Origin of the sequence: Rhizobium sp. 9140, assembly GCF_900067135.1 — a bacterium.
Taxonomy (GTDB): Bacteria; Pseudomonadota; Alphaproteobacteria; order Rhizobiales; family Rhizobiaceae; genus Ferranicluibacter.
In genome coordinates this window covers 190,932-213,870 of sequence record NZ_FJUR01000002.1, presented here as the reverse complement: position 1 = coordinate 213,870, position 22,939 = coordinate 190,932, and the positions used below count along the sequence as shown (strand labels likewise).

Genomic DNA, 22,939 nt, shown 5'->3' with positions numbered 1-22,939 from the left:
CAGCAACAACCTTGTCTCTCGACGCAGGGGTCAAAGCCACCCCTACCGGCTATTGGCCGCCCTCGCGGGCCTTGCGCGCAAACTCGTTCAGCGTGGTCAATGTCTCATCGAACCGCTTTTCCGCCTCGGCAAATCGCAGGAAACTGACGTTTTTTACAAGGATTTCCGGGGGTGTCGGTAGCTGCGAGAAGAGCGACATCACCTCATCCATGAAGTCGTTCAGCGGCATGTAGCCCGAGCGCGTGGATTGTCCCGGCGTCAATTCTGTCTGCACGGCGGGCGGTGCAAGTTCGATGACCTCGACCTTGCCTTTCAACGCATCCCGCAGGCTGACCGTGTAGGAATGGATCGCTGCCTTTGTTGCCGAGTATGTGGGCGTGGAAACGAGAGGCACGAAGGCGAGGCCGGAGGAGACGTTGACGATGGCGGCGTCCGGCCGTGTCGTCAGGTGATCGATCAGTGCATTGGTCAGCCGGATCGGCCCTAGGAGATTGGTCGCGATGGTCGATTCCGCATCCGTCAGATCGCGCGACCCAGTCAGGTCCTCGAACATCATGACGCCAGCATTGTTGATGAGGACATTCAATTCCGGATGTTTGCCGATGACGTCGTCCGCGAAGGCCGCGATGCTCTTGGGGCTCGCAATGTCCAGAGTATAGCTGACGATGCCTTCATGGCCTGCGGTGACCTCGTCCAGACGGTCCTGCCGGCGGCCGGCGATGATGACGGTGTTGCCCTGCGCGTGGAAGCGCTCCGCCAGTGCGCGACCGATACCGGAAGCACCGCCGGTGATGAGAATGGTGTTTCCGCTGGTTTTCATGTCCTGCCTCACGACGTTCGATCGGTTTACGTTGATTGTCCATTAGAGCTAATGCTGTTACTCTCCACAGAACAGAAGGCACCAAAAAGATTTATACACACCGAAAGGAGAGTGTCGGATGCAGAGCCCACACCGCCGTGCTGAGACTTCGGCAGAGACAATGGAGCGAGAGGTCCCTGGTGTCGTAGACCCGCGCGTCGAAGCCCTCGTACACGAATTGATCGGGCGCGTGGCGGACAAATGGACAATGCTGATTTTGGAAACATTGGAGGAGAAGGGTGAGCTTCGCTTTACCCAGCTTAGTCGCGAAATTGGGACCATCAGCCAGAAAATGCTGACGCAGACGCTCCGTCAGATGGAACGCGACGGCCTGATCAACCGCACTATCCATGCCGTCGTTCCGCCGAAGGTAGAGTATCGGCTGACCGGACTTGGCAGAAGTCTGGGCGCTGCCTTTTGCGGCGTGTGGATCTGGGCGGAGAAGAACCTGGCGCAGGTCCATCAGGCGCGGGAGGCTTTCGAGCATGCCGCCAAGGCATAACATCCCCAGCCCGGCGCAGAGCCGGGCTGGGGAGATCTTTCAGATCAATGCGCGGCGACAAGCTTCATGACGTGCGCCTTGTGCATTTCGAGCTTCGGCAGCGTTTCCGCCGCGAAGGCCTTCACGGCAGCATCGTCACCGCCCTTGGCATAGGTCGCAAACAGGGTCACGGCTTCCATATGGGCAACCGTCTGCATCTCGATGTAGAGCGGCTGGAAGTCCTGTTCCGATGCACCCTTCAGCGTTTCGATCATCGCGGAATGCTTGGGCGACAGCGCCGGAGCGGCGTCATCGAGCTTGGCTGCGGTCTTAAGGCCCTCGCCTGCCTTGGTGTGGTCCGCAATCATCTGCCGGGCAAATTCCTTCACATCGGCGTCGCGGGCTTTCTCTTCGGCCAGTTTGCTGGACTCGATCTCGAACCGGTTTGAGCTCGACACCTGTTTCACGAAGGAGGCCTTGTCCACATTGAAAGCGGCGGCCGCCGTGTCCGCACTGGCGGGCGTGGCCGCGAAGGTTGGGGAGAGCGGTGCCGCGAGGAGCGCGAGTGCCAGCGATGCGGCGGTAAATGTCTTCTTCTTCATCATCATTCTTCCTTACTTGGCAAAGGCGGCGGTGAGGTCGGCGATTGCCATGTCCACCGCCTGTTTCGCTTCGGGAACGACCTTCGCCATGCCGAAGAACTCATGCGTCACGCCGGGATAGGTTTTCGTCTCGACCTTCACGCCCGCATCTTTCAGCTTCGCGGCATAGGCTTCGCCTTCCGAACGCAGAGGATCGATCTGCGCCATGATGAGGGTTGCAGGCGCAACGCCGGCGAGATCCGAACGGCCCACCAGATTGAGGCGATCGTCCGAGGTTTCATCCATAGAGGCGAACGCGTTCTTCACGAACCACTCCATATCGGCCTTGCCCAGCGGCTTGGCGTTGGCATTCTCTTTATAAGACGGCGTGTTCATATCGTTGCCGGCGACGGGATAGACGAGAAGCTGGTGCACCGGCTGCTTCGTCTTCATGGACTTGGCCATCAACGCAACATTGGCCGCAAGATTGCCACCGGCACTCTCGCCAGCCACCGCGATCTTGTCTGCATTCCCGTTCAGCTCATGGATGTTCTCGACGATCCACTGATACGCCGTCCAGGCGTCCTCGTGGGCTGCCGGAAACTTGTGTTCAGGTGCATGCCGATACTCGACGGAGACGACGATAGCACTCGCTCCGAGCGCTAGGGCACGTGGCGCTCCATCATAGACGTTAATGTCGGCTACGACCCAGCCGCCGCCATGATAGTAGACGACGACGGGGAACGGACCCTTGCCGCCGGGGATGTAGACGCGCGCAGCAAGTCCGCCGGCCTTTGAGGGGATAGCGATGTCACGCGTGGTGACCTGGGCTTCCGGATTGGTCGAGAGACGCTTGTCCCACTGGATGGCACGGGCCGCGTCTGCAGGCGTTGCCTGTGAGCGGGCTTCGGGAACCGAAAGCGTCGAGAAGGGCTTCACGTCCAGCGCCGCCAGTTTGTCGAGAACGGCTTGCATCTCCGTTGTGGGTTTCGCCATGTCCTGCGCCAGAGAGGCGGTGGCAAAGCCGAGCGGAGCCAGAAGGGCCACCGCAGTCGAAAGGGTTAGGCTTCGTAAGGTCATTAACACATCTCCAGGGTTTGTGGCCTGTCAAACTGAGCCTTCATCGGTTTGTTCCCGAAGAGAAAATTCCAAAAAACCTGGAAACGCGGGCGAAACTTTCAGGACGCCTTTCTCGTTTTTTCCGCTTTGCGAAAACGGAGCATGCGGCGGCGCGATGAGGTTCAGTTGAGGATCCGGGAAAGCTCCTTGCGCACATGCAGAAGCAGCTCCAGAAAGGTTTGCGCGACGGTTTCCATCGTTTCCGAGGATGCGGGAAAGCCGGTGTTCAATGCCGCGACCACCTGCCCGCGAGCATTGACGATGGGAACCGCGATTGATCGCAGGCCGAGCTCCACCTCTTCGCTGACGGCGGCATAGCCCTGGGCGCGAACCGTCTCCAGTTCGGTCATCAGCCTTTCGACAGCCGTCATCGTGTGCGGCGTTCGCTGGGCAAGCGGCGCCGCGCCGAGGAGGCTTCGTGCCATATCTTCCGGCAGGGCCGCCAGCAGCACGCGCCCCATGGAGGTGCAGTAGGCCGGCAGGCGCGAGCCGGGCATGAGAGCGATCGACATCACCTTCCGCTGCGCGGCCCGCGCGACATAGACGATATCGCTCTCATCGAGGATGGCAACCGACGTGCTTTGGCCGATCCTTTCGGACAGTTCATCCAGCCAGGGCTGGACGATGCGGGGCAGCGGCATGGTCGCGAGACAGCCGGTCCCGAGCCGCAAGACGCGTGGCGTCACCGTAAAGAACTTGCCGTCATAGGCGCAGTACCCCTGCTCCGCGAGCGTCAACAGGCAGCGTCGCGTCGTCGCCCGGTCGAGCCCGGCCATCGCGGCGGCTTCGGAAATGCTCAGGCGCGGCGTATCCGCCGTGAAAGCCTCGATCACCCGAAGCCCCTTGGCGAGGCCGCCCATCATGTCGCTCTGCTTCGTTTCCATTGTCGGCCTCAGATGTGCGTTATCGTAACAAATGCACCATATCGCACATTTACATTGCCGTCGATGGCCCGTCGCGCTACCGTTTTCGTGTGGCCGGCGTCTTGAGGGCTGGTTTTAGGCGGAGGATTCAGTGGACAAGACGGTCAGCAGCACGGCGGACGCCGTGAAGGACATCGGAGACGGTGCCACCATCATGATCGGGGGCTTTGGCGGCTCCGGCGCGCCGATCGAGCTCATTCACGCGCTGATCGACAAGCGCCCGACAGGGCTGACGGTGATCAACAACAATGCCGGCAACGGCCGCATCGGCATCGCCGCGATGATCGACGCCGGCATGGTGCGCAAGATGATCTGCTCGTTTCCCCGCTCGTCCGATCCGCGCGCCTTTACAGACCGTTATCTCGCCGGCGAGATCGAACTGGAGCTCGTTCCGCAAGGCACGCTTGCCGAACGCATTCGCGCCGGCGGCGCTGGTATCCCCGCCTTCTACACGCCGACCGCCTATGGCACCGACCTTGCCGAGGGCAAGCCGATCGCGGAATTCGACGGCCGCCATTATGTGCAGGAGCGCTGGCTGAAGGCGGATTTCGCCATCGTCAAGGCACATCTGGGAGACCGTCACGGCAACCTCACCTTCAACAAGGCGGGCCGCAACTTCAATCCGCTGATGTGCATGGCGGCGGCGACCACCATCGCCCAGGTTTCCAGCATCGTCGCACCGGGCGAGATCGACCCGGAGCACGTGATCACGCCGGGCATCTTCGTGAACCGCGTCACGGAGGTCGCACATCCACAACAGGAAGAAGAGCTCATCCGAGCCGGAGTATCCTACGCATGAGCACCGGCACCCGCGAAGACATCAAGCTCTCCAACGCCCAGATCGCCTGGCGCGCCGCGCAGGACATCGAGGACGGCGCCTATGTCAATCTCGGCATCGGTTTTCCCGAAATGGTGGCGCGCTACCAGCCGCCCGGCCGCCGGGCGATCTTCCACACCGAAAACGGCATTCTCGACTTCGGCGAGCCGCCGGCAGCCGGCGAGGAAGACTGGGACCTGATCAATGCCGGCAAGCGTGCTGTAACCCTGAACCCTGGTGCTGCCTTCTTCCACCACGCCGACAGCTTCGCCATGGTGCGCGGCGGACATCTCGACGTCGCCATTCTCGGTGCCTATCAGGTAGCCCAGACGGGCGATCTCGCCAATTGGCGGGTCGGATCGAAGGGCGTTCCCGCCGTCGGCGGCGCGATGGATCTCGTCCACGGCGCAAAACAGGTCTTCGTCATTACCGAGCATGTGACGAAGGACGGCAAGCCGAAGCTGGTCGAGGCCTGCACCTTCCCGCTGACGGGCGTTGCCTGCATCACGCGGGTCTATACCAGCCATGCCGTCATCGACATCGCCGGCGGCCGCTTCGTGGTGCGCGAGAAGCTCGCCGCCCTGTCGATGGAGGATCTCCAGGCCATGACCGGCGCGCCGCTGCATGTCGCTGCACCCGTTGTCGATCTCGTCGTGCCAGAACTCGGAGGACATTGAACCATGCCAGACGCTTTCATCTGCGATTATATTCGCACACCCATCGGCCGCTTTGGCGGCGCGCTTGCCTCCGTGCGCCCCGACGATCTCGGCGCCGTGCCTTTGAAAGCCCTGATGGCGCGCAACAGCGCCGTCGACTGGGAGGCGGTCGACGACGTCATCTTCGGATGCGCCAATCAGGCGGGGGAGGACAACCGCAACGTCGCCCGCATGTCGCTTCTGCTCGCCGGCCTGCCGGTGTCCGTCAGCGGCACGACGCTCAACCGTCTGTGCGGCTCCGGCATGGACGCGGTGATGACGGCTGCGCGGGCGATCAGTTCCGGCGAGGCCGACCTGATGATCGCCGGTGGCGTGGAAAGCATGAGCCGGGCACCCTTCGTCATGCCGAAGGCCGAAACCGCCTATTCCCGGCAGGCCGAAATCTACGACACGACGATCGGCTGGCGCTTCGTCAACCCTTCGATGAAAGCGCTCTACGGCGTCGATTCCATGCCGGAAACGGGCGACAATGTCGCCGCCGACTTTCATGTCTCGCGGGAAGACCAGGATGCCTTTTCGGTTCGCTCCCAGGAAAAGGCCGCTGCCGCCCAGGCGAATGGCCGTCTCGACCGGGAGATCACGCCCGTCAGCATTCCCCAGCGCACGGGCGATGCCCTTGTCGTCGCAAAGGACGAGCATCCCCGCGCGACCACCATCACTGCGCTCGCCGGCCTCAGGCCCGTCAACAAGACAGGCAAAGGCACCGTGACGGCGGGCAATGCGTCTGGCGTAAATGATGGCGCTGCGGCCCTGATCATCGCATCCGAAGCCGGCGCGAGGCGCCACGGGCTGACCCCGATCGCGCGGATCCTTGGGGGTGCTGCGGCAGGCGTACCGCCGCGGGTCATGGGCATCGGGCCGGTGCCGGCGACGCAGAAGCTGGCCAAGCGCCTCGGCCTGTCGCCGACGCAATTCGACGTTCTGGAAATCAACGAAGCCTTCGCCTCACAGGCCATTGCCGTGCTGCGGGAAATCGGCATTGCCGAGGATGCCGGGCATGTGAACCGGAACGGCGGCGCCATCGCGCTTGGCCATCCGCTTGGAATGTCCGGCGCCCGCATTGCCGGAACGGCCGCGCTCGAACTCTCGCTCGGCACGGGCCGGCACGCCCTGGCCGCCATGTGCATCGGCGTCGGCCAAGGCATCGCGATGGCATTCGAGCGCGTATAAGGACCGGAGGTCTTCGACCTCCGCGCCACACTCCACAACATGAACCGTGTGTATTCATCGGCTCTTCAAAACGCGCTGTCGAAGACTATCTTCGACAACGATTGTTGATGGAGAGTCATGGATGGCGGGGAGTTCAGGCAGCGCCTCGGTAATCGGATCGGACGTCTGTTGGAAGCGCTGATCTCGAATTACGGCATCTGGGCCGTTCTTGCTGGCGCCGGCTTGGAGGGAGAAGCGGTCGCCTTCCTCGGTGGCGTGCTCGCGCATCGCGGTCTCCTCGTCTATTGGCAGGTGGCCGCCGCTGCCGCGCTCGGCTCCTTCATTGCCGACCAGCTCTTCTTCTTCATCGGCCGGCATGCCGCACGCTTCCGCTTCGTGGAGCGGCTTGAGGCGACGGCGGCCATGCGTCGCGCGACCGGCCTGCTCGAACGCTATCCCGTCGGCTTCATCCTTGCCTTCCGCTTCATCTACGGCATGCGCATCATCAGTCCCCTGCTGATCAGCCGGACGAGCATCTCCGCTTTTCGCTTCCTTGTGCTGAACGGTGTTGCCGCCTGCCTCTGGGGAACGGCGATCACCGCCATCGGGTTTCTCTTCGGCAATGCCGTGGAGATGCTGTTTGGACATCTGCGCCTGCACATTCATCTTCTCCTCGCGCTCGCAGTGCTGGTGGCTGGCATTGCAGGGGCCGCGATGTTCGTGCGCTATCGATACCGATAAACTCTCCTGCCTTGCTTTTCGCTTAACCGACCAACCCGCAGCGCGCCGACCGGAAACAGACCATGCCCGAAAGCCTCAAAGCGCCTTCCCTCGACCGCGACACCCCTCAGGCGCTTCTCGGCGGCCTCAGCGAGGGGGTGATCTTCCTTGATGGCAAAGGGCGCATCACCTGGGCGAATGCGGCGGCACTTGCGATGCACCGCGTCGAGGCCATCGGTGACCTCGGCGGCGACGCGAAGGGGTACCGACGGACCTTCACCCTGCGCTATCGCAACAACCATCCGCTGGAAGAGGGCCAGTATCCGATCGAGCGTCTGCTGGCCGGCGAAACGGTCGAGGACGTCACGGTGGAGATCTCGCCGGCAGCGGACCTCGATACGGCTTGGGTTCACACGAGCCGGAGCATGGCGATCTCGGGTAAGAGCGATGGCGATGCGGTTCTGGCGCTGGTCATCCGCGACGAGACGCCCCGCTTCGAGGCCGAGGAGCGGTTCGAGCGCTCCTTCAACGCCAACCCCGCCCCCGGCCTCATCTGTCGGCTGGATGACCACCGGTTCATCCGCGTCAATCAGGGGTTCCTCGAGATGACCGGCTTCATCAAGGAAGACATCATCGGGCGAACGGTGGAGGCCATCGGGCTGTTTTCAAATTGCGAGAGCGGCGAGGATGCACTGGCGAAGCTAGTCGAGGGCCGCGTCATCCGGCATCGCGAGGCGCTGGTTCCTCTGCCGGCCGGCGGCGACCGTCTGGTCATCGTGGCGGGAGAGCCGATCGCGGTCGTTGAGGAGCCCTGCATGCTCTTCACCTTCGCCGATCTCGATGCGCGCCGAAAAGCGCAGAATGCCCTGCGGCAAAGCGAGGAACGATTCTCGAAATCCTTCCGTCTTTCGCCGGCACCCGCAGCCATCTCGCGGCTGGACGATTTCGTCTTCACCGAAGCCAACGACGCTTTCCTGCAGATCTCCGGCTACGGCCTGACAGACGTCGTCGGTCGGACGGCGGGCGAGTTGCGCCTGTGGGACGACATCGCCGCGCGTCGAGATATCGAGCAGAAGCTGCGCGACAACACCTTCGTGCGCGACGAGCCGATGCGCATGAAGCAGAAGGATGGTGCCTTTGCCGAATGCCTCGTCTCGGCGGAGCGCGTCGAGATCAACGACGAACAATGTATCATCTGGGCCTTGCAGGACGTGACCGAGCGTCGGCGGAGCGAGGCGCAACTGGTGGAGGCGATCGAAAGCGTGATGGCCGACACCTCCTGGCTCAGCCGCTCCATCGTCGATCGCCTTGCGACGCTGAAGCAGACTTCGAGCGCGGCTCCGACGGCGCAGCTTGTCGCCTTGAGCGACCGGGAACGGGAAATCCTCGGCCTGATCTGCAGCGGGCAGAGCGATGCCGAGATGAGCGACACACTGCATCTCTCCAAAAACACGATCCGCAACCACATCGCATCGCTCTATGGGAAGATCGGCGTCAACCGCCGCGCGGCCGCAGTCATCTGGGCACGAGAGCGCGGCTTCACGGGACTGCCGGATGCCAAGCTCAGCAAGCGGCCGGGACGGCAAAAATAGCAGAAACCCATCTGCGACCTGAAAAAAGGTCATTTACTACCAGGCCGACTGGTATTTCCCAATCTGAAATCATCCATCCAAACCGACTATTTCCCCTCTCATGACAGCGAGATCGTCGCTGCCATCTGAACCTGAACGTCTGTTTTCAAGGAGAACCAGGATGGACAAGAACCGTATTGAAGGCGGAGCCAAGGAAGCGAAGGGTACCGTCAAGGAGGCTGTCGGCAAGCTGGTCGGCAACGAGCGCCTCGAAGCCGAAGGTAAGATCGACAAGGCAGACGGCAAAGCTCAGAGCACGCTCGGCAAGGCCAAGGACGCCATCAAGGGCGCCCTTAAATAGGCTGCTGCGGCTCACGGCTCTCTGTCATTGGAGAGCCGGGGCGCAGGCGAGATGACCCCTTGAAAGCCCGACCGAGAGGCAGAGCCATCATGTTGTTTCCCGTTCTTTCGAACACCGCCCTCACCCACGACCAGGGATCGACCCAAGCGACGATCGCCTGCGTTCTTGCTTACACCTATGGGCTGGAAGACTGCCGCATCGCGGTGGCAGTGACGGAGGAGCACATCCTGCTCTCCGGCCGAGCCCCGAGCCGCGAGGCGATTGACATGGCCATCGGCATTGCCGCCGACCTCTCGTCGCGCCGCGTCATCAGCGACGTCGAAATCGTTTCGCCTGCTGCACCATGCTGAACCCGTGCGGTTTACGCCTGAACATCGAACCCAACATTACAATCATGATCGGAGTCATTTCATGAAGAAGACCCTCATCCTCGCGCTCGCCGCAACCCTGGCCATCGGCACCACCGCATCGGCGGCCGACATGACCCCGTCGAAGAAGCAACATGGCAGGCAGGTCGCTGACGAGCCTCGCGAACGTCTGGGCACGCTGTCCTGCGAGGTCGCCGGCGGGATCGGCCTGCTCATCGGGTCGAGCAAGGCTGTGGATTGCACCTTCAGGCAGCGCGGCGGAAAGACCGAGCGCTACACCGGCACGATCGGTAAGCTCGGCATCGACGTCGGCGTGACGGGCAAGTCCTATCTCAGCTGGATCGTCGTCAACACGGTCCCGACCACCATTGGGCAGGGCAGCCTTGCCGGCACCTATGTCGGCGCATCGGCGAGCGCCGCCGTTGGCCTCGGCCTTGGCGCAAACGCCCTTGTCGGCGGCAATTCGAAGAACTTCGGTCTCCAGCCGCTGAGCACGCAGGCCGGCACCGGTCTCAACGTCGCCGCCGGCGTCTCGCGCCTTCAACTGCGCGCCGCAAACTGACCAAGGCGAAACACAAACGCTTTGCCACTCAACGGATAGGGGCGGGACCGAGAGGTCCCGCCCCTTCTTGCATCTACAACGGGAAGCCCTTCCGACCTCCTCTGCAAACCATCCAGAAGACATCGCGAAGATTCAATTTGACGACGGATACAAATAATGGAATAAACATTCCACGAGGATTTATTTTGTTTGTTTTGTACCGTTTTGGCGTTGCGCCTGCGGACATTGAGGAGCCCGTTTTGGGAGATCCGGATAACGGGGTGCGACCGGACACCCGCCTGAGGAGGAAACATGAAGACGATCATTTTCAGCGCGGCGCTTGCCGTGATGCTCTCGACGGCAGCACATGCCGAGACCATCGGCGTGTCTATTGCCAAGTTCGACGATAACTTTCTGACCGTTCTGCGCAACGGCATGAGCGACTACGCGCAGACGCTGAACGGCGTTTCGCTGCAGATCGAGGACGCCCAGAACGACGTCGCCAAGCAGCAGAGCCAGATTCAGAACTTCATCGCCGCCGGCGTCGATGCGATCATCGTCAACCCGGTCGATACCGACGCGACCGCCGCCATGTCGAAGATCGCCTCCGACGCGAAGATCCCGCTCGTCTACGTCAACCGCCAGCCGGCAAATCTCGATGCCCTGCCGGACAAGCAAGCCTTCGTCGCCTCCGAGGAAACGGTCGCCGGCACGCTCGAAGCGCAGGAAGTCTGCCGTCTTCTCGGCGGTAAGGGCAAGGCCGTCGTCATGATGGGCGAGCTGTCCAACCAGGGTGCGCGCATGCGCACCGCCGCCGTGCACGACGTTCTGGCGACGGATGCCTGCAAGGGCATCTCCATTGTCGAGGAGCAGACCGCAAACTGGCAGCGCACCGAGGGCGCCGACCTCATCACCAACTGGCTGTCGGCCGGAACCGAGTTCGACGCTGTGATCGCCAACAACGACGAGATGGCGATCGGCGCGATGCAGGCCCTGAAGGCGGCCGGCCGTCCGATGGACAAGGTCGTCATTGCAGGCGTCGATGCGACGCAGGACGCGCTCGCAGCGATGGCCGCCGGTGACCTCGACGTCACCGTCTTCCAGAACGCTGCCGGCCAGGGCAAGGGCGCCGTGGATGCTGCGCTGAAGCTGGTCAAGGGCGAGACCGTGGAAAAGAAGGTCTACATCCCCTTCGAACTCGTCACGCCCGCCAATCTCAAGGACTACCAGGCCAAGAACTAAGGCCTGACGAGGAACTGCGGGCACCACCCGCAGTCCGATGTGCGCAGGTCCGGGCAAAGCGGCGACACCGCGCCATCGGACACTGCCGCAATGACCCAGAGAGGATGCCCGCCCGGTACCTTCGTTTACCGGACGGGTGGAAGGTCTTTCGAGGAGAATAACGATGGTCAGCCCGTCGACGATGGCCGCGGTGCGCAAGAGCGGCGCCATTCCCAATGCCGAATTTCTGCTGACGGCTGAGGGCGTCCGCAAGGAGTTTCCCGGCGTCGTCGCCCTCGATGACGTTACCTTCCGGCTGAAGCGCGGTACGGTCCATGCGCTGATGGGCGAGAACGGCGCCGGAAAATCGACGCTGATGAAGATTCTTGCCGGCATCTACCGGCCGGATCGCGGCCAAGTTCGCCTGAAGGGTGTCGATATCGAGCTCGCCTCGCCGCTGGATGCCCTGGAAAACGGCATTGCGATGATCCATCAGGAACTGAACCTGATGCCGTTCATGACGGTTGCGGAAAACATCTGGATCCGCCGAGAGCCCAAAGGGCGTTTCGGACTGATCGACCACGGCGCCATGAACCGCCAGACCGCCGACCTCTTCAAACGTCTGAACATCGCGCTCGATCCGCAGGCCCTGGTCGGCGACCTCTCGGTGGCGAACCGGCAGATGGTGGAGATCGCCAAGGCCGTTTCCTACGAATCCGACGTCCTGATCATGGACGAGCCGACATCGGCGCTCACCGAGCGCGAGGTGGATCACCTCTTCGCCATCATCCGCAGCCTTCGCGAACAGGGTATCGGCATCGTCTACATCACTCATAAAATGAACGAGCTGTTCGAGATCGCGGACGAGTTTTCTGTATTTCGCGACGGCAAATATATCGGCACGCACGCCTCCACGGACGTCACGCGCGATGACATCATCCGCATGATGGTCGGGCGCGAAATCACTCAGATGTTTCCGAAGGAAGAGGTTCCGATCGGCGAGACCGTTCTTGCAGTCGAGAACCTGTCGCTGCGCGGCGTCTTCACCGATATTTCCTTCGAGGTGCGCGCAGGCGAGATCCTCGGCATTGCCGGCCTCGTCGGCTCCGGCCGGTCGAATGTCGCCGAAGCGCTTTTCGGCGTGACCCCGGCGACTTCGGGCACGATCGCCATCAACGGCCGCGACGTCGTCATCGACACGCCGACCAAGGCCATCGCCAATCGCATGGCGTTTTTGACCGAAGACCGCAAGGACACCGGCTGCCTGCTGATCCTCAACGTGCTGGAGAATATGCAGATCGCCGTTCTACAGGACAAATTCGTCAAGTACGGCTTCGTGCAACAAACGGCGCTTGCCGAAAAATGTGAGGATATGGCGCGCAAGCTGCGCGTCAAGACGCCCAATCTGGACGAGCGGATCGAAAATCTGTCGGGCGGCAACCAGCAGAAAGCGCTCATCGGGCGGTGGATGCTCACCGATCCTCGTATTCTCATTCTCGACGAGCCGACCCGCGGGATCGATGTCGGCGCCAAAGCCGAGATCCACCGCCTGGTCAGCGAGATGGCGCGCAACGGCGTCGCGATCATCATGATCTCGTCGGAAATGCCCGAAGTTCTCGGCATGAGCGATCGCATCATGGTGATGCACGAAGGCCGCGTCACCGGCTTTCTCGATCGTGCCGAAGCCACGCAAATCAAGGTGATGGAGCTGGCAGCGCGCTGAGCGCGCCGTTCACGCCGCTTATCCATCGCGTCAGGGAGGATACTATCAATGGCCAACAATGAAGCCGTGCACGGCACGTCGCCCGTCTCGCCGCACTCGCGGCGAAAACTGCCGTCCGAGTTCAACATCTTCCTCGTGCTGATCGCCATCGCGCTCGTCTACGAACTGCTCGGCTGGATCTTCATCGGCCAGAGCTTCCTGATGAACACGCAGCGCTTGACGATCATGATCCTGCAGGTCTCGGTCATCGGCATCATCGCCGTCGGTGTCACGCAGGTCATAATCACCGGCGGCATCGACCTTTCCTCGGGATCCGTCGTCGGCATGACGGCGATGATCTCGGCCAGCGTCGCGCAGGCGTCCACCTGGCCGCGCGCGGTCTATCCCTCGCTGACCGACATGCCCTTCATCGTGCCGATCGCGCTCGGCATCGGCATCGGTCTTCTTGCCGGTTTCGTCAACGGGCAGCTGATTGCCCGCACCAAGATACCGCCTTTCATCGCCACGCTCGGGATGATGGTTTCGGCCCGCGGCATTTCCAAGTGGTACACGAAGGGCCAGCCCGTCTCGGGGCTCACCGACCAATTCAACTTCATCGGCACGGGCATCTGGCCGGTCATCGTTTTCCTCGTCGTCGCACTCATCTTCCACATCGCCCTGCGCTACACCCGCTACGGCAAGTTCACCTATGCGATCGGCGCCAACATGCAGGCCGCGCGCGTTTCCGGCATCAATGTCGAAGGCCACCTGATCAAGGTCTACGCCATTGCCGGCATGCTGGCCGGTCTCGCCGGGGTGGTCACGGCTGCCCGCGCCCAGACCGCACAGTCCGGCATGGGTGTGATGTATGAACTCGATGCCATTGCTGCGACCGTCATTGGCGGCACATCGCTGAACGGCGGCGTCGGCCGCATCACCGGCACGGTCATCGGCACGGTCATCCTCGGCGTCATGACCTCGGGCTTCACCTTCCTCCGGGTGGACGCCTACTACCAGGAAATCGTCAAGGGCCTCATCATCGTCACCGCCGTCGTCGTCGATGTTTATCGTCAGAAAAAACGTTCCAAGGGCTGACCTGCAGGTATCAACCGTTCCATAAGGCTGGCGCTGTCGCTGCCGCACCTTTATGGAGGCCTTCCCAGCATTTCAGCAGTCACCTTCAGCACTGCGACCAAACCCACTCGGGAGACAAACATGAAAGCTCTAGGCGTCGGCCTGATTGGAACCGGTTATATGGGAAAGTGCCATGCGCTTGCCTGGAACGGCGTCCGCCAGATCTTCGGAGACGTTCCCGCTCCGAACCTGGTCTACCTGGCCGAAGCCAATGCCGACATGGCGGCGAACCGTGCCAGCGCCTTCGGCTTCCGAAAATCGACCGGCAACTGGCGTGACCTTCTTGCCGACCCAGAGGTCGATGTCATCTCGATCACCACGCCCAATGCTTTTCATCCGGAGATGGCGATTGCCGCGCTCGAAGCCGGCAAGCATGTCTGGTGCGAAAAGCCGATGGCGCCGGCTCTTGCCGACGCCGAAGCCATGCTGGCGGCCGCCCGCGAGACGGGCAAGATCGCCATTCTCGGCTACAACTACATTCAGAATCCGGCCATCGCCCAGATCCGCCGCCTGATCGCGGATGGCACGATCGGCACGGTCAACCACGTGCGCGTGGAGATGGACGAGGACTTCATGGCCGATCCGGAAGCCCTCTTTTACTGGAAGAGCGAGGCGGCCTCCGGCTATGGCGCTCTGGACGATTTCGCTGTCCATCCGCTGTCGCTCCTCTGGCATCTCTTCGGCCATGTGCAGGAGGTCATCGCCGATCTCGGCAAGCCCTATGCCGATCGTCCTATGAAAGACGGCACGCGACGGGAGGTCGAGAACCACGACGTCGCCAGCGTGCTCTTGAAACTCGAAGGGAATATTTCCGCCGTGCTGATGGCCAACCGCTCCGCCTGGGGCCGCAAGGGGCGCATCGCGCTGCAGATCTTCGGCTCGAAGGGGTCGATCCTCTACGATCAGGAGCGCATGAACGAGTTCGAACTCTACACGACCGATGGCCCCGAAGCGACGCGCGGCTTCGCCCGCGTGCTCACGGCCCCGATCCATCCGCCCTACGACCGCTTCATCCCCGCCCCCGGCCACGGCCTCGGCTTCAACGACCTCAAGACCATCGAGTGCCACCAGCTTATCAACGCCATCGCCGGCAACCCTTCCACCACAGTCAGCTTCGAGGATGGCCTGCGAATAGAGCGCAGCGTCCACGCCATGGCGCAGTCCTATCGGGAGCGGCGTTGGGTGTCGGTCTGAAGCCGCTCATCTGAAGGAGAGGCGATGCGCCCGATTCGGCCCCCGGACTTTGGAGAAGGCGCTTCTACCCGCTCTCGCCATTGATTAGCGTCAACGGCCAGAGTTGGCGATGCGCGGCATCTGGGTAAAGCGTGGCATAGGCCGGCATGCTGGCGAGGAGGGTTTCGGCGAGTGAGATGCCCAGGTCCCGGAGCGACAGGTCGAAACAGGTCAGTCGCGGCGAGAGATATCGGGCCTGCGGGCTGTGGAGACCGATGACGGCGATGTCGTTGCCGGGGGTGAGGCCGGCGGCTTCCAGACCATGGAACAGGCCGGTGACGCTACCGTCGTTCAGCACGACGATAGCCGAGGGGCGGTTGGGATGGCGAGCGAGCTCCTGCCCTATGCGATAGCCGCCCGCTTCGTTCGGCGAGGCGTTGAAGATCAAGTCGTCCTCCAGCACAAGCCCGTACTCTGCCAAGACTTCTCGGCAACGCGCAACGAAGACATGGCCGAGATTGAGATCGTCATGAGGGCGCAGCACCGCGATGCGGCGATGGCCGCGTGTCGCCAGTCGCGTCATCACGGTCGTCGCCATGCCCTCGAAGTCGAGGTCGATGAAGGGCTGCCCGACATCCGTCAGGCTGCGGCCGAGGGAGACGAAAGGGATCTTGCGCCGGTCGAGCAGGGCGAAACGATGGTCGATCCGCCGCGTGGCCGACAGCATGATGCCATCTGCAAATCCGCGCGCGACGACACGCTCCAGGTAGGCGTCCGGATCCTCTTCGGAGGAGCAGAGCAGCGCGACAAGATCCAGCCCGTGTCGGGCGAACACGGTCTGCACGCCGTCGAAGACGCTCATGAAGAACGTATCCCCCTGCCCCGTGATCTCGTGGCCGGTCTGCATCATGAAGCCGATCACACCCGTGGACCCCTTGCGCAGCGCCCGGCCGGACTGGTTGGCGACGTAACCGAGGCGCTCGGCCGCCTCCAGAACCCGCCGTCGCGTCTCCTCGTTGACGTCCTTTTTTCCGTTCAAAGCGCGTGAAACCGTGCCGATCGAAATATCCAGATGATCGGCCAACTGCCGTATGCCCTTCACCACCACCGATGTCCCACCCTTCGTCTTCCCACAAATCCTATTGACACGAACCCCATCCTGTCCATAGTCTCGTAAACGTTTACGGAGATCGGAAGAGGAGTTTCGATCCCGTTCGGGAGGACTTCAGTGACAGGATACAAAGCCGTTTTATGCGGGTGCGGAGCCATGGCCAAAGGCTGGCTTCGGGCACTGGCCGGAAACCCGCTCTTGAAGAGCAGCATCGAGATCGTTGGCCTCGTCGATCTCGATCGCGGCACGGCGGAAGCGCTTGCACAAGAGTTCGGACTGACCGATGCCGCGGTTGGCATGAACCTTCCCGCAATGCTGGAGGCAACGCGGCCGCAGCTCGTCTTCGACGTTGTCATCCCCGCGGCCCGTCGCGCGGTCGTCTCAGCAGCTTTGGCGCACGGGTGCCATGTCTTGAGCGAAAAGCCGATGGCCACGTCGCTCGATGAGGCGCGGGATCTTCTGGATCTGGCCCGTAAGGCCGGCCGCATCCATGCCGTCGTCCAGAACCGGCGCTTCATTTCCGGTGTGCGTCGCATGAAGCGCCTGGTCGAGAGCGGCGCGATCGGTGACCTCACGGCTGTCCACTGCGACTTCTTTCTCGCACCGCATTTCGGCGGCTTCCGTGACGAGATGCAGAACGTCCTGCTGCTCGACATGGCGATCCACACCTTCGACGCTGCCCGCTTCGTGTCCGGCAAGGTACCGCTGTCGGTCTACTGCGTGGAAACCAACCCGGCCGGGTCCTGGTACGCGCACGGCGCCGCTGCCAACGCGATCTTCAAGCTGTCCGACGATGCCGTCTTCACCTATCGCGGCTCGTGGTGCGCGGAAGGTCGGCGCACGAGCTGGGAGAGCGAATGGCGGCTGGTCGGCGCAAACGGCATGCTGACCTGGGATGGCGAGGATACGTTCGAGGTCACCGTCTCCGGCCACGAGCCGGGCCTTCTTCACGGCGCGCGGTCGCTGCCGATGCCGGAGGCGTCCAACGAGGCGGAAACGCAAGGGCACGCCAGCGTCCTCCTCGACTTCATCCACGCGATCGACACCGGGAGCGAGCCGGAGACGATCGGTCACGACAACATCAAGAGCCTTTCGATGGTCTTCGGCGCCATCGAAAGCGCCCGGACCGGCCTCGCCGTCGATCTTTCAGCACAAGGACAGAACCCGTGAGCAACCCCGCAAACTCCATCCGCGTCGGCACCATGATCAGCGCGAGCGCCGGTCAGGCGGCCGCCCGCATCGGGCAGATCGCCGACCTCGGTTTCGAAAGTTTCGAACCGTTTTTCTGGCAAACCACCAACGGGCAGGATCTTGCTGAGCTTGGCAAGCGCTGCCGGGAGGCGATAGGCGATCGCGATATCACGATCTCCACCATCGGCATGTTCGGCAACCCGCTGGAGGAGGAGGACCTCGACCTCCAGACGCTGCAGGGCTGGAAGGATTGCATCGACAACGCGCATCACTTCGGGGCCACCTGCGTTGCCGGCTTTACCGGCCGGGTTCGCGGCAAGCCGCTGCCCGAGAGCCTGCACCGCTACAAGCAAATCTGGAGCGAGCTTGGCCGGCGCGCTGCCGACAAAGGCGTGAAGATCGCTTTCGAGAACTGCGCCATGGACGGCAACTGGCAGTCCGGCGACTGGAACATCGCCCACAATCCGGATGCCTGGGCGTTGATGTTCAACGAGACGCCGGAAGACCATATCGGGCTCGAATGGGAGCCCTGCCACCAGATGGTCTACCTGATCGACCCGCTGCCGCAGATCCGCAAATGGGCGCCCAAGATCTTCCACGTCCACGGCAAGGACGCGACGATCCGCTGGGACGTCATCCGCGAACACGGTATCTTCGGCAAGGAGAAATTCGTGTTCATGCGCACACCCGGCTTCGGCGACAGCAACTGGACCGACATCATCTCGGAGTTGCGTCTCGCCGGCTGGTCCGGCTCGATCGACATCGAAGGCTGGCACGATCCCGTCTACCGCGATGCGCTGGAAATGACCGGCCAGGTGCATGGGCTGAACTATCTTAAGAGGTGCCGGGGCGGAACGTTCGTCACCGACCCGCAGTAAGACGGCCGGGCGCCATGGAGGTTGGCGCACGGAGGAAGACCCGTAACCAAGGAGGAGAACATGACCATGAAAATCTGGCTTGCCGCCGGTGCTCTCGCACTGGCCACAGCTTCCATGCTCGTTCCGGCAGCACATGCCGAAGACGTGAAGATCACCGTCTGGTCGCTCGACCGCGACATCCAGCCGGCGCCGAACCTGATCAAGGATTTCAATGCGCTGAAGAACGGCATCACGGTGGAGTACCGCCAGATCCAGTTCGACGACGTCGTCAGCGAGGCCATGCGCGCCTATTCCACCGGCCAGGCGCCCGATATCATCGCCATCGACAATCCGGAGCACGCCCTGTTCTCGTCACGCGGGGCTTTCCTCGATCTCAGCGACAAGATCGCGGCCTCGGGTGTGGTGAAGACCGAGAACTACTTCCCCGGCCCCCTCGCCTCCGTCATGTGGGACGAAAAATACTTCGGCATCCCGAAGGCCACCAACACGATCGCGCTGTACTACAACAAGGACATGTTCGAGGCGAAGGGGCTCGACCCCGACAAGCCGCCGCAGACATGGGCGGAGCTTTTGGACGCTGCGCGCAAGCTGAACGACCCGGCCAAGAACGTCTATGGTCTCGCATTCTCGGCCAAGGCCAGCGAGGAAGGCACCTTCCAGTTTCTGCCCTGGGCGCAGATGGGCGGCGCATCCTATGAGGCGATCAACGCGCCGGGCGCCGTGAAGGCGCTCGACACATGGAAGACCATCATGGACGAGAAGCTTGCTTCGCCCGACACGCTGACCCGCGGCCAGTGGGATTCCACCGGCACGTTCAACTCCGGCAACGCCGCCATGGTCATATCCGGCCCTTGGGAACTCGACCGGATGAGCACAGAGGCAAAGTTCGACTGGGCCGTAACGCTTCTGCCCGTGCCGGAAGCGGGCGCCGAGCGCTCGTCCGCCATGGGCGACTTCAACTGGGCGATCTTCTCGACCACGCAGCACCCCGACGAAGCCTTCAAGGTGCTCGAATATTTCGCATCGCAGGACGACCGGATGTTCAAGGACTTCGGCCAGCTTCCCGCCCGCGCTGACATCGCCATTCCCCCGACCGGCAACGAGAAGAAGGATGCGGCGCTGAAGGTGTTCGTCGAGCAGCTGAAGTATGCGAAGCCCCGCGGCCCCCATCCGGCATGGCCGAAAATCTCCAAGGCCATCCAGGACGCTATCCAGGGCGCCCTGACCGGCCAGATGAGTGCGCAGGACGCACTCGATCAGGCAGCAGCGAAGATCAAGTCGGTTCTCGGCTGACAGGCTTCCTCCCGGAGAGCATGGTGCCCGGAGGAGGACAAAGGTCCGCTTGCCTCCTCCGGTGCCGTGTTCACACGCAGCCTCACCTGCCCAATCCCGACTTGAACCGTTGTTTCGACGCATGATCACCGCAGGGCCGCTCGCGCGCCGATGCCCGGAAAAGCTCTGATGGGAGCGACGATGAAACGCATTTTCTCCAGCCTGGCGGACGGGAAAGGCTTCGATATCGCCTTGATCGTCTTCCCCCTCGCCTTCCTGTTCGTGATGGCCGGCCTGCCACTGGTCTACAACGTCGTGATGAGTTTCCAGGAAGTGGACATGTTCAGCCTCGGCACGTTCGCGCGGCCGTTTGTGGGCTTCAAAAACTATGTGACACTGTTTTCCCAGCCGGAAACCTGGCCGATCCTGAAGAACACCGCAATCTTCGTCGTCGCGTCGATCGCCGGGCAGTTCATCGTCGGCTTCTCGCTCGCTTTGTTCTTCTGGACCAACTTTCCCGGCGCTTCATGGCTGCGCGGCCTGTTCCTCGTGTCCTGGGTCATGCCCGGCCTCGTGGTCGGCGCCATCTGGAACTGGATCCTCTCCGGCGACTTCGGCGTGCTCAATTACCTGCTGAACGCGCTCGGCATCATCGACAGCAACATCTTCTGGCGCTCCGACCCGAACTACTCGCTCTGGGCCGTCATCATCGCCAATATCTGGCTCGGCACCTCCTTCAACATGATCCTCCTGTCCGTCGGCCTGTCCGCCATTCCCAAGGATCTGTTCGAAGCAGCCGAGCTGGACGGCGCCAATGCGTTCCAGCGGTTCACGACGATCACGCTGCCGATGATGCGCTCGACCATCGGCGCCATCATCTCGCTCGGGCTCATCTTCACCCTGCAGCAGTTCGACCTGTTTGCGGCCATTACCTCCGGCGGGCCGAACAATTCCTCCAACGTCACCCAGTACTGGGCGTGGGACCTGTCGTTCCGCCAGTATGATTTTGCGCAGGGCGCGACCATTTCGGTCGTCATGATCGTGTTCGTGATGATCGCAGCCATCGTCTATGTGCGTTCGACACGACATGAGGTGCGCGGATGAGCGAAACGTCGAAACACCGCCTGATGCTGGCAATTGCCTGCATTCTCGCTGCGATCTATCTCTTTCCGCTCTACTGGATGTACGTGACCTCGCTGAAAAGCGGGTCCGCCATGTTCGCGACCCCACCCGGTCTGTTCCCCAGTGATCCACAATGGAGCGTCTACACCTATGTCTGGGAAACCCGCGACATGGGCCGATATATGTGGAATTCGCTGGTGATCGCGGCAGGGTCCGTCGCTATCATCATCCTCCTTGGCACCGGCTGCGCCTATGTGCTTGCACGCTATCGCAACCGCTGGGTCGATGTCGGCCTTTTTCTCATCCTCATGCTGCAGGTCCTTCCGGCATCGCTTTTGATCACGCCGATCTTCGTTGGTTTCTCGCAGCTCGGCCTTCTCTCCACGCCGCGCACGGCGGTCATCATCGCGATTGCCGCAAAAAGCATGCCCTTCTACGTCGTGCTCGTCCGCTCCACATTCATGAGCGTGCCGATGGAGCTGGAAGAGGCCGCGCTCGTCGATGGCAATTCGCGCATCGGGGCTTTCTTCAACATCGTCCTGCCGCTCGCCCGCAACGGCATTCTCGTCAGCGGCATCCTCATCTTCATGCAGGCCTTCGGCGAGTTCGTCTATTCCAAGTCGATGATCCAGAGCATTGAGTTGCAACCGGCCAGCGTCGGGCTCAATTCCTTCATGGGGCCGAACACCAATGAGTGGAACAACATCCTGGCCTATGCCTCGATGTATGTGACGCCGATCCTCGCCATCTTCGTCTTGCTTCAGCGCCGCATCGTCTCCGGCCTCACCTCGGGAGCCCTCAAATGAGCAACCAGACCGAACTGCAGATCGAGTTGACAGGCGTCAACAAGCATTACGGCGCCTATCATGCCTTGAAGAATATCGACCTGCGCATCGCCAAGGGGTCGTTCGTCGCACTCGTCGGGCCTTCCGGCTGCGGCAAGTCCACTCTGCTGCGTTCGATGGCCGGACTGGAGACGATCACCAGCGGCGATCTCGTCATCGCCGGCGAGCGGATGAACGCCGTGCCGCCACGCAAGCGGGATCTGGCCATGGTGTTCCAGTCCTATGCGCTTTATCCGCACATGACGGTGGAAGAGAACCTGACCTACAGCCTGCGCATCCGCGGCGTGAAAAAGGCCGAAGCCAAGAAGGCGGCCGAAGAGGTGGCGGCGACAACTGGACTGTCTGGCCTGATGGGGCGCTACCCGCGCGAGCTTTCCGGCGGCCAGCGACAGCGCGTCGCCATGAGCCGCGCCATCATCCGGCATCCCAAAGCGTTTCTGTTCGATGAGCCACTGTCCAATCTGGATGCCGCCCTGCGCGTCCATATGCGCAAGGAGATCCGCGCGCTGCACGACCGGCTGGGCGCCACCTCCGTCTATGTCACGCACGACCAGATCGAGGCGATGACCATGGCCGACCACGTCGTCGTCATGCGCCAAGGCATCATCGAGCAGCAGGGCGCGCCGCTCGATCTCTACGATCGCCCGGTCAACCGCTTCGTCGCCGGCTTCATCGGCTCGCCCGCCATGAACTTCGTACCGGCGGTCGCCGCCGACGATGGGCGTTCGATCATTCTCCCGTTCGGGGAAGGACAACACCTCCCGGTCAACCGCCCGGTGCCCCGTGGGCGCTCGCTGATCGCGGGTCTGAGACCCGAGCATCTCGTCATTGATACCACCGGCGCCGGAGCGATCCACCTCGATGTCGCGACAGTCGAGAGCACTGGGTCGAACAGCTACATCGCCACGAACAGCAAGCCGGAAATCGTTCTGGTCACCAACGGGCGCAGTCCCGTGAGTGTCGGAAGCAGGATCTCGATCGGTATTGTGCCCGAACATATCCACCTTTTCGATGCGGAGACCGAGGCGAGGATAGCGACCGAGTGTTGATGTCCCCGCGGAAAGGCGCAGGGTTCGGGGAAACC

At 62.3% G+C, this 22,939-nt stretch carries 24 protein-coding genes; 19 read left to right on the top strand and 5 right to left on the bottom strand.

The window, feature by feature from the left end; all coding sequences use genetic code 11:
- Positions 1 to 49: 49 nt before the first annotated feature.
- Positions 50 to 820 carry an SDR family oxidoreductase gene (locus GA0004734_RS18395; RefSeq protein WP_092936741.1) on the bottom strand — a complete coding sequence of 257 codons (771 nt, stop codon included), beginning with the start codon at positions 818 to 820 and terminating at the stop codon, positions 50 to 52.
- A 160-nt stretch (positions 821 to 980) separates the two neighbouring features.
- Here GA0004734_RS18395 and GA0004734_RS18390 point away from each other — a divergent pair, with 160 nt between their 5' ends.
- Entirely contained in the window at positions 981 to 1,361 is a 381-nt protein-coding gene (locus tag GA0004734_RS18390; protein ID WP_245292593.1) for a winged helix-turn-helix transcriptional regulator, read from the top strand.
- Between the two features lie 44 nt (positions 1,362 to 1,405).
- On the opposite strand, the gene GA0004734_RS18385 is transcribed toward GA0004734_RS18390, so the two are convergent.
- The 3 genes from GA0004734_RS18385 to GA0004734_RS18375 form a co-directional block, all read right to left on the bottom strand.
- Positions 1,406 to 1,942 carry a DUF4142 domain-containing protein gene (locus tag GA0004734_RS18385; protein ID WP_092938155.1) on the bottom strand — a complete coding sequence of 179 codons (537 nt, stop codon included), beginning with the start codon at positions 1,940 to 1,942 and terminating at the stop codon, positions 1,406 to 1,408.
- Between the two features lie 12 nt (positions 1,943 to 1,954).
- Positions 1,955 to 3,001 (bottom strand): alpha/beta hydrolase, encoded by a 1,047-nt coding sequence (locus GA0004734_RS18380; protein ID WP_092936737.1) that lies wholly within the window; start codon positions 2,999 to 3,001, stop codon positions 1,955 to 1,957.
- A gap of 161 nt (positions 3,002 to 3,162) precedes the next feature.
- Positions 3,163 to 3,924: an IclR family transcriptional regulator domain-containing protein gene (locus GA0004734_RS18375; protein ID WP_092936735.1), complete on the bottom strand. Its 762-nt coding sequence runs from the start codon at positions 3,922 to 3,924 to the stop codon at positions 3,163 to 3,165.
- Positions 3,925 to 4,054: 130 nt separating this feature from the next.
- Here GA0004734_RS18375 and GA0004734_RS18370 point away from each other — a divergent pair, with 130 nt between their 5' ends.
- The 12 genes from GA0004734_RS18370 (at position 4,055) to GA0004734_RS18315 (ending at position 15,457) form a co-directional block, all read left to right on the top strand.
- Positions 4,055 to 4,762 carry a 3-oxoacid CoA-transferase subunit A gene (locus tag GA0004734_RS18370; protein ID WP_092936732.1) on the top strand — a complete coding sequence of 236 codons (708 nt, stop codon included), beginning with the start codon at positions 4,055 to 4,057 and terminating at the stop codon, positions 4,760 to 4,762.
- Entirely contained in the window at positions 4,759 to 5,457 is a 699-nt protein-coding gene (locus GA0004734_RS18365) for a 3-oxoacid CoA-transferase subunit B (protein ID WP_092936730.1), read from the top strand. Before GA0004734_RS18370 ends, GA0004734_RS18365 begins: the two co-directional genes overlap by 4 nt.
- Before the next feature lie 3 nt (positions 5,458 to 5,460).
- Positions 5,461 to 6,666 carry a 3-oxoadipyl-CoA thiolase gene (gene pcaF / locus GA0004734_RS18360; protein ID WP_092936728.1) on the top strand — a complete coding sequence of 402 codons (1,206 nt, stop codon included), beginning with the start codon at positions 5,461 to 5,463 and terminating at the stop codon, positions 6,664 to 6,666.
- A 168-nt stretch (positions 6,667 to 6,834) separates the two neighbouring features.
- A complete protein-coding gene (locus GA0004734_RS18355) occupies positions 6,835 to 7,386 on the top strand; it encodes a DedA family protein (RefSeq protein WP_245292540.1) in 552 nt (183 codons plus the stop codon).
- Between the two features lie 62 nt (positions 7,387 to 7,448).
- Complete coding sequence (locus GA0004734_RS18350; protein ID WP_092936724.1) at positions 7,449 to 8,957, top strand: helix-turn-helix transcriptional regulator; 1,509 nt, start codon at positions 7,449 to 7,451, stop codon at positions 8,955 to 8,957.
- Positions 8,958 to 9,117: 160 nt separating this feature from the next.
- Entirely contained in the window at positions 9,118 to 9,297 is a 180-nt protein-coding gene (locus tag GA0004734_RS18345; RefSeq protein WP_092936722.1) for a CsbD family protein, read from the top strand.
- Positions 9,298 to 9,386: 89 nt separating this feature from the next.
- On the top strand, positions 9,387 to 9,647 hold the full coding sequence (locus GA0004734_RS18340; RefSeq protein WP_092936720.1) for a BON domain-containing protein: 261 nt from the start codon (positions 9,387 to 9,389) through the stop codon (positions 9,645 to 9,647).
- A 61-nt stretch (positions 9,648 to 9,708) separates the two neighbouring features.
- Positions 9,709 to 10,227, top strand: coding sequence for a DUF992 domain-containing protein (locus GA0004734_RS18335; protein WP_092936718.1), 519 nt, complete (start codon positions 9,709 to 9,711; stop codon positions 10,225 to 10,227).
- 291 nt (positions 10,228 to 10,518) lie between these two features.
- Complete coding sequence (locus tag GA0004734_RS18330) at positions 10,519 to 11,448, top strand: sugar ABC transporter substrate-binding protein (protein WP_092936716.1); 930 nt, start codon at positions 10,519 to 10,521, stop codon at positions 11,446 to 11,448.
- A gap of 163 nt (positions 11,449 to 11,611) precedes the next feature.
- Positions 11,612 to 13,150, top strand: coding sequence for a sugar ABC transporter ATP-binding protein (locus tag GA0004734_RS18325; protein ID WP_092936714.1), 1,539 nt, complete (start codon positions 11,612 to 11,614; stop codon positions 13,148 to 13,150).
- A gap of 48 nt (positions 13,151 to 13,198) precedes the next feature.
- Positions 13,199 to 14,224: an ABC transporter permease gene (locus tag GA0004734_RS18320; protein ID WP_092936712.1), complete on the top strand. Its 1,026-nt coding sequence runs from the start codon at positions 13,199 to 13,201 to the stop codon at positions 14,222 to 14,224.
- A gap of 120 nt (positions 14,225 to 14,344) precedes the next feature.
- Positions 14,345 to 15,457 carry a Gfo/Idh/MocA family protein gene (locus tag GA0004734_RS18315; protein ID WP_092936710.1) on the top strand — a complete coding sequence of 371 codons (1,113 nt, stop codon included), beginning with the start codon at positions 14,345 to 14,347 and terminating at the stop codon, positions 15,455 to 15,457.
- A 64-nt stretch (positions 15,458 to 15,521) separates the two neighbouring features.
- On the opposite strand, the gene GA0004734_RS18310 is transcribed toward GA0004734_RS18315, so the two are convergent.
- Complete coding sequence (locus GA0004734_RS18310; RefSeq protein WP_092938153.1) at positions 15,522 to 16,538, bottom strand: LacI family DNA-binding transcriptional regulator; 1,017 nt, start codon at positions 16,536 to 16,538, stop codon at positions 15,522 to 15,524.
- 126 nt (positions 16,539 to 16,664) lie between these two features.
- Between GA0004734_RS18310 and GA0004734_RS18305 the strand changes: the two genes are divergently transcribed.
- From GA0004734_RS18305 to ugpC, 6 genes are all read left to right on the top strand, one after another.
- Positions 16,665 to 17,717 carry a Gfo/Idh/MocA family protein gene (locus GA0004734_RS18305; protein WP_280949516.1) on the top strand — a complete coding sequence of 351 codons (1,053 nt, stop codon included), beginning with the start codon at positions 16,665 to 16,667 and terminating at the stop codon, positions 17,715 to 17,717.
- Positions 17,714 to 18,616, top strand: a complete 903-nt coding sequence (locus GA0004734_RS18300) for a sugar phosphate isomerase/epimerase family protein (protein WP_092936706.1) — start codon at positions 17,714 to 17,716, stop codon at positions 18,614 to 18,616. The genes GA0004734_RS18305 and GA0004734_RS18300 overlap by 4 nt, the downstream gene beginning before the upstream one ends.
- Positions 18,617 to 18,676: 60 nt before the next feature.
- Complete coding sequence (locus GA0004734_RS18295; RefSeq protein ID WP_092936704.1) at positions 18,677 to 19,909, top strand: ABC transporter substrate-binding protein; 1,233 nt, start codon at positions 18,677 to 18,679, stop codon at positions 19,907 to 19,909.
- Between the two features lie 180 nt (positions 19,910 to 20,089).
- On the top strand, positions 20,090 to 20,992 hold the full coding sequence (locus GA0004734_RS18290; RefSeq protein WP_092938151.1) for a carbohydrate ABC transporter permease: 903 nt from the start codon (positions 20,090 to 20,092) through the stop codon (positions 20,990 to 20,992).
- On the top strand, positions 20,989 to 21,816 hold the full coding sequence (locus GA0004734_RS18285; RefSeq protein ID WP_092936702.1) for a carbohydrate ABC transporter permease: 828 nt from the start codon (positions 20,989 to 20,991) through the stop codon (positions 21,814 to 21,816). The genes GA0004734_RS18290 and GA0004734_RS18285 overlap by 4 nt, the downstream gene beginning before the upstream one ends.
- Positions 21,813 to 22,904 carry an ABC transporter ATP-binding protein gene (ugpC, locus tag GA0004734_RS18280; protein WP_092936700.1) on the top strand — a complete coding sequence of 364 codons (1,092 nt, stop codon included), beginning with the start codon at positions 21,813 to 21,815 and terminating at the stop codon, positions 22,902 to 22,904. The genes GA0004734_RS18285 and ugpC overlap by 4 nt, the downstream gene beginning before the upstream one ends.
- Positions 22,905 to 22,939: the final 35 nt, after the last annotated feature.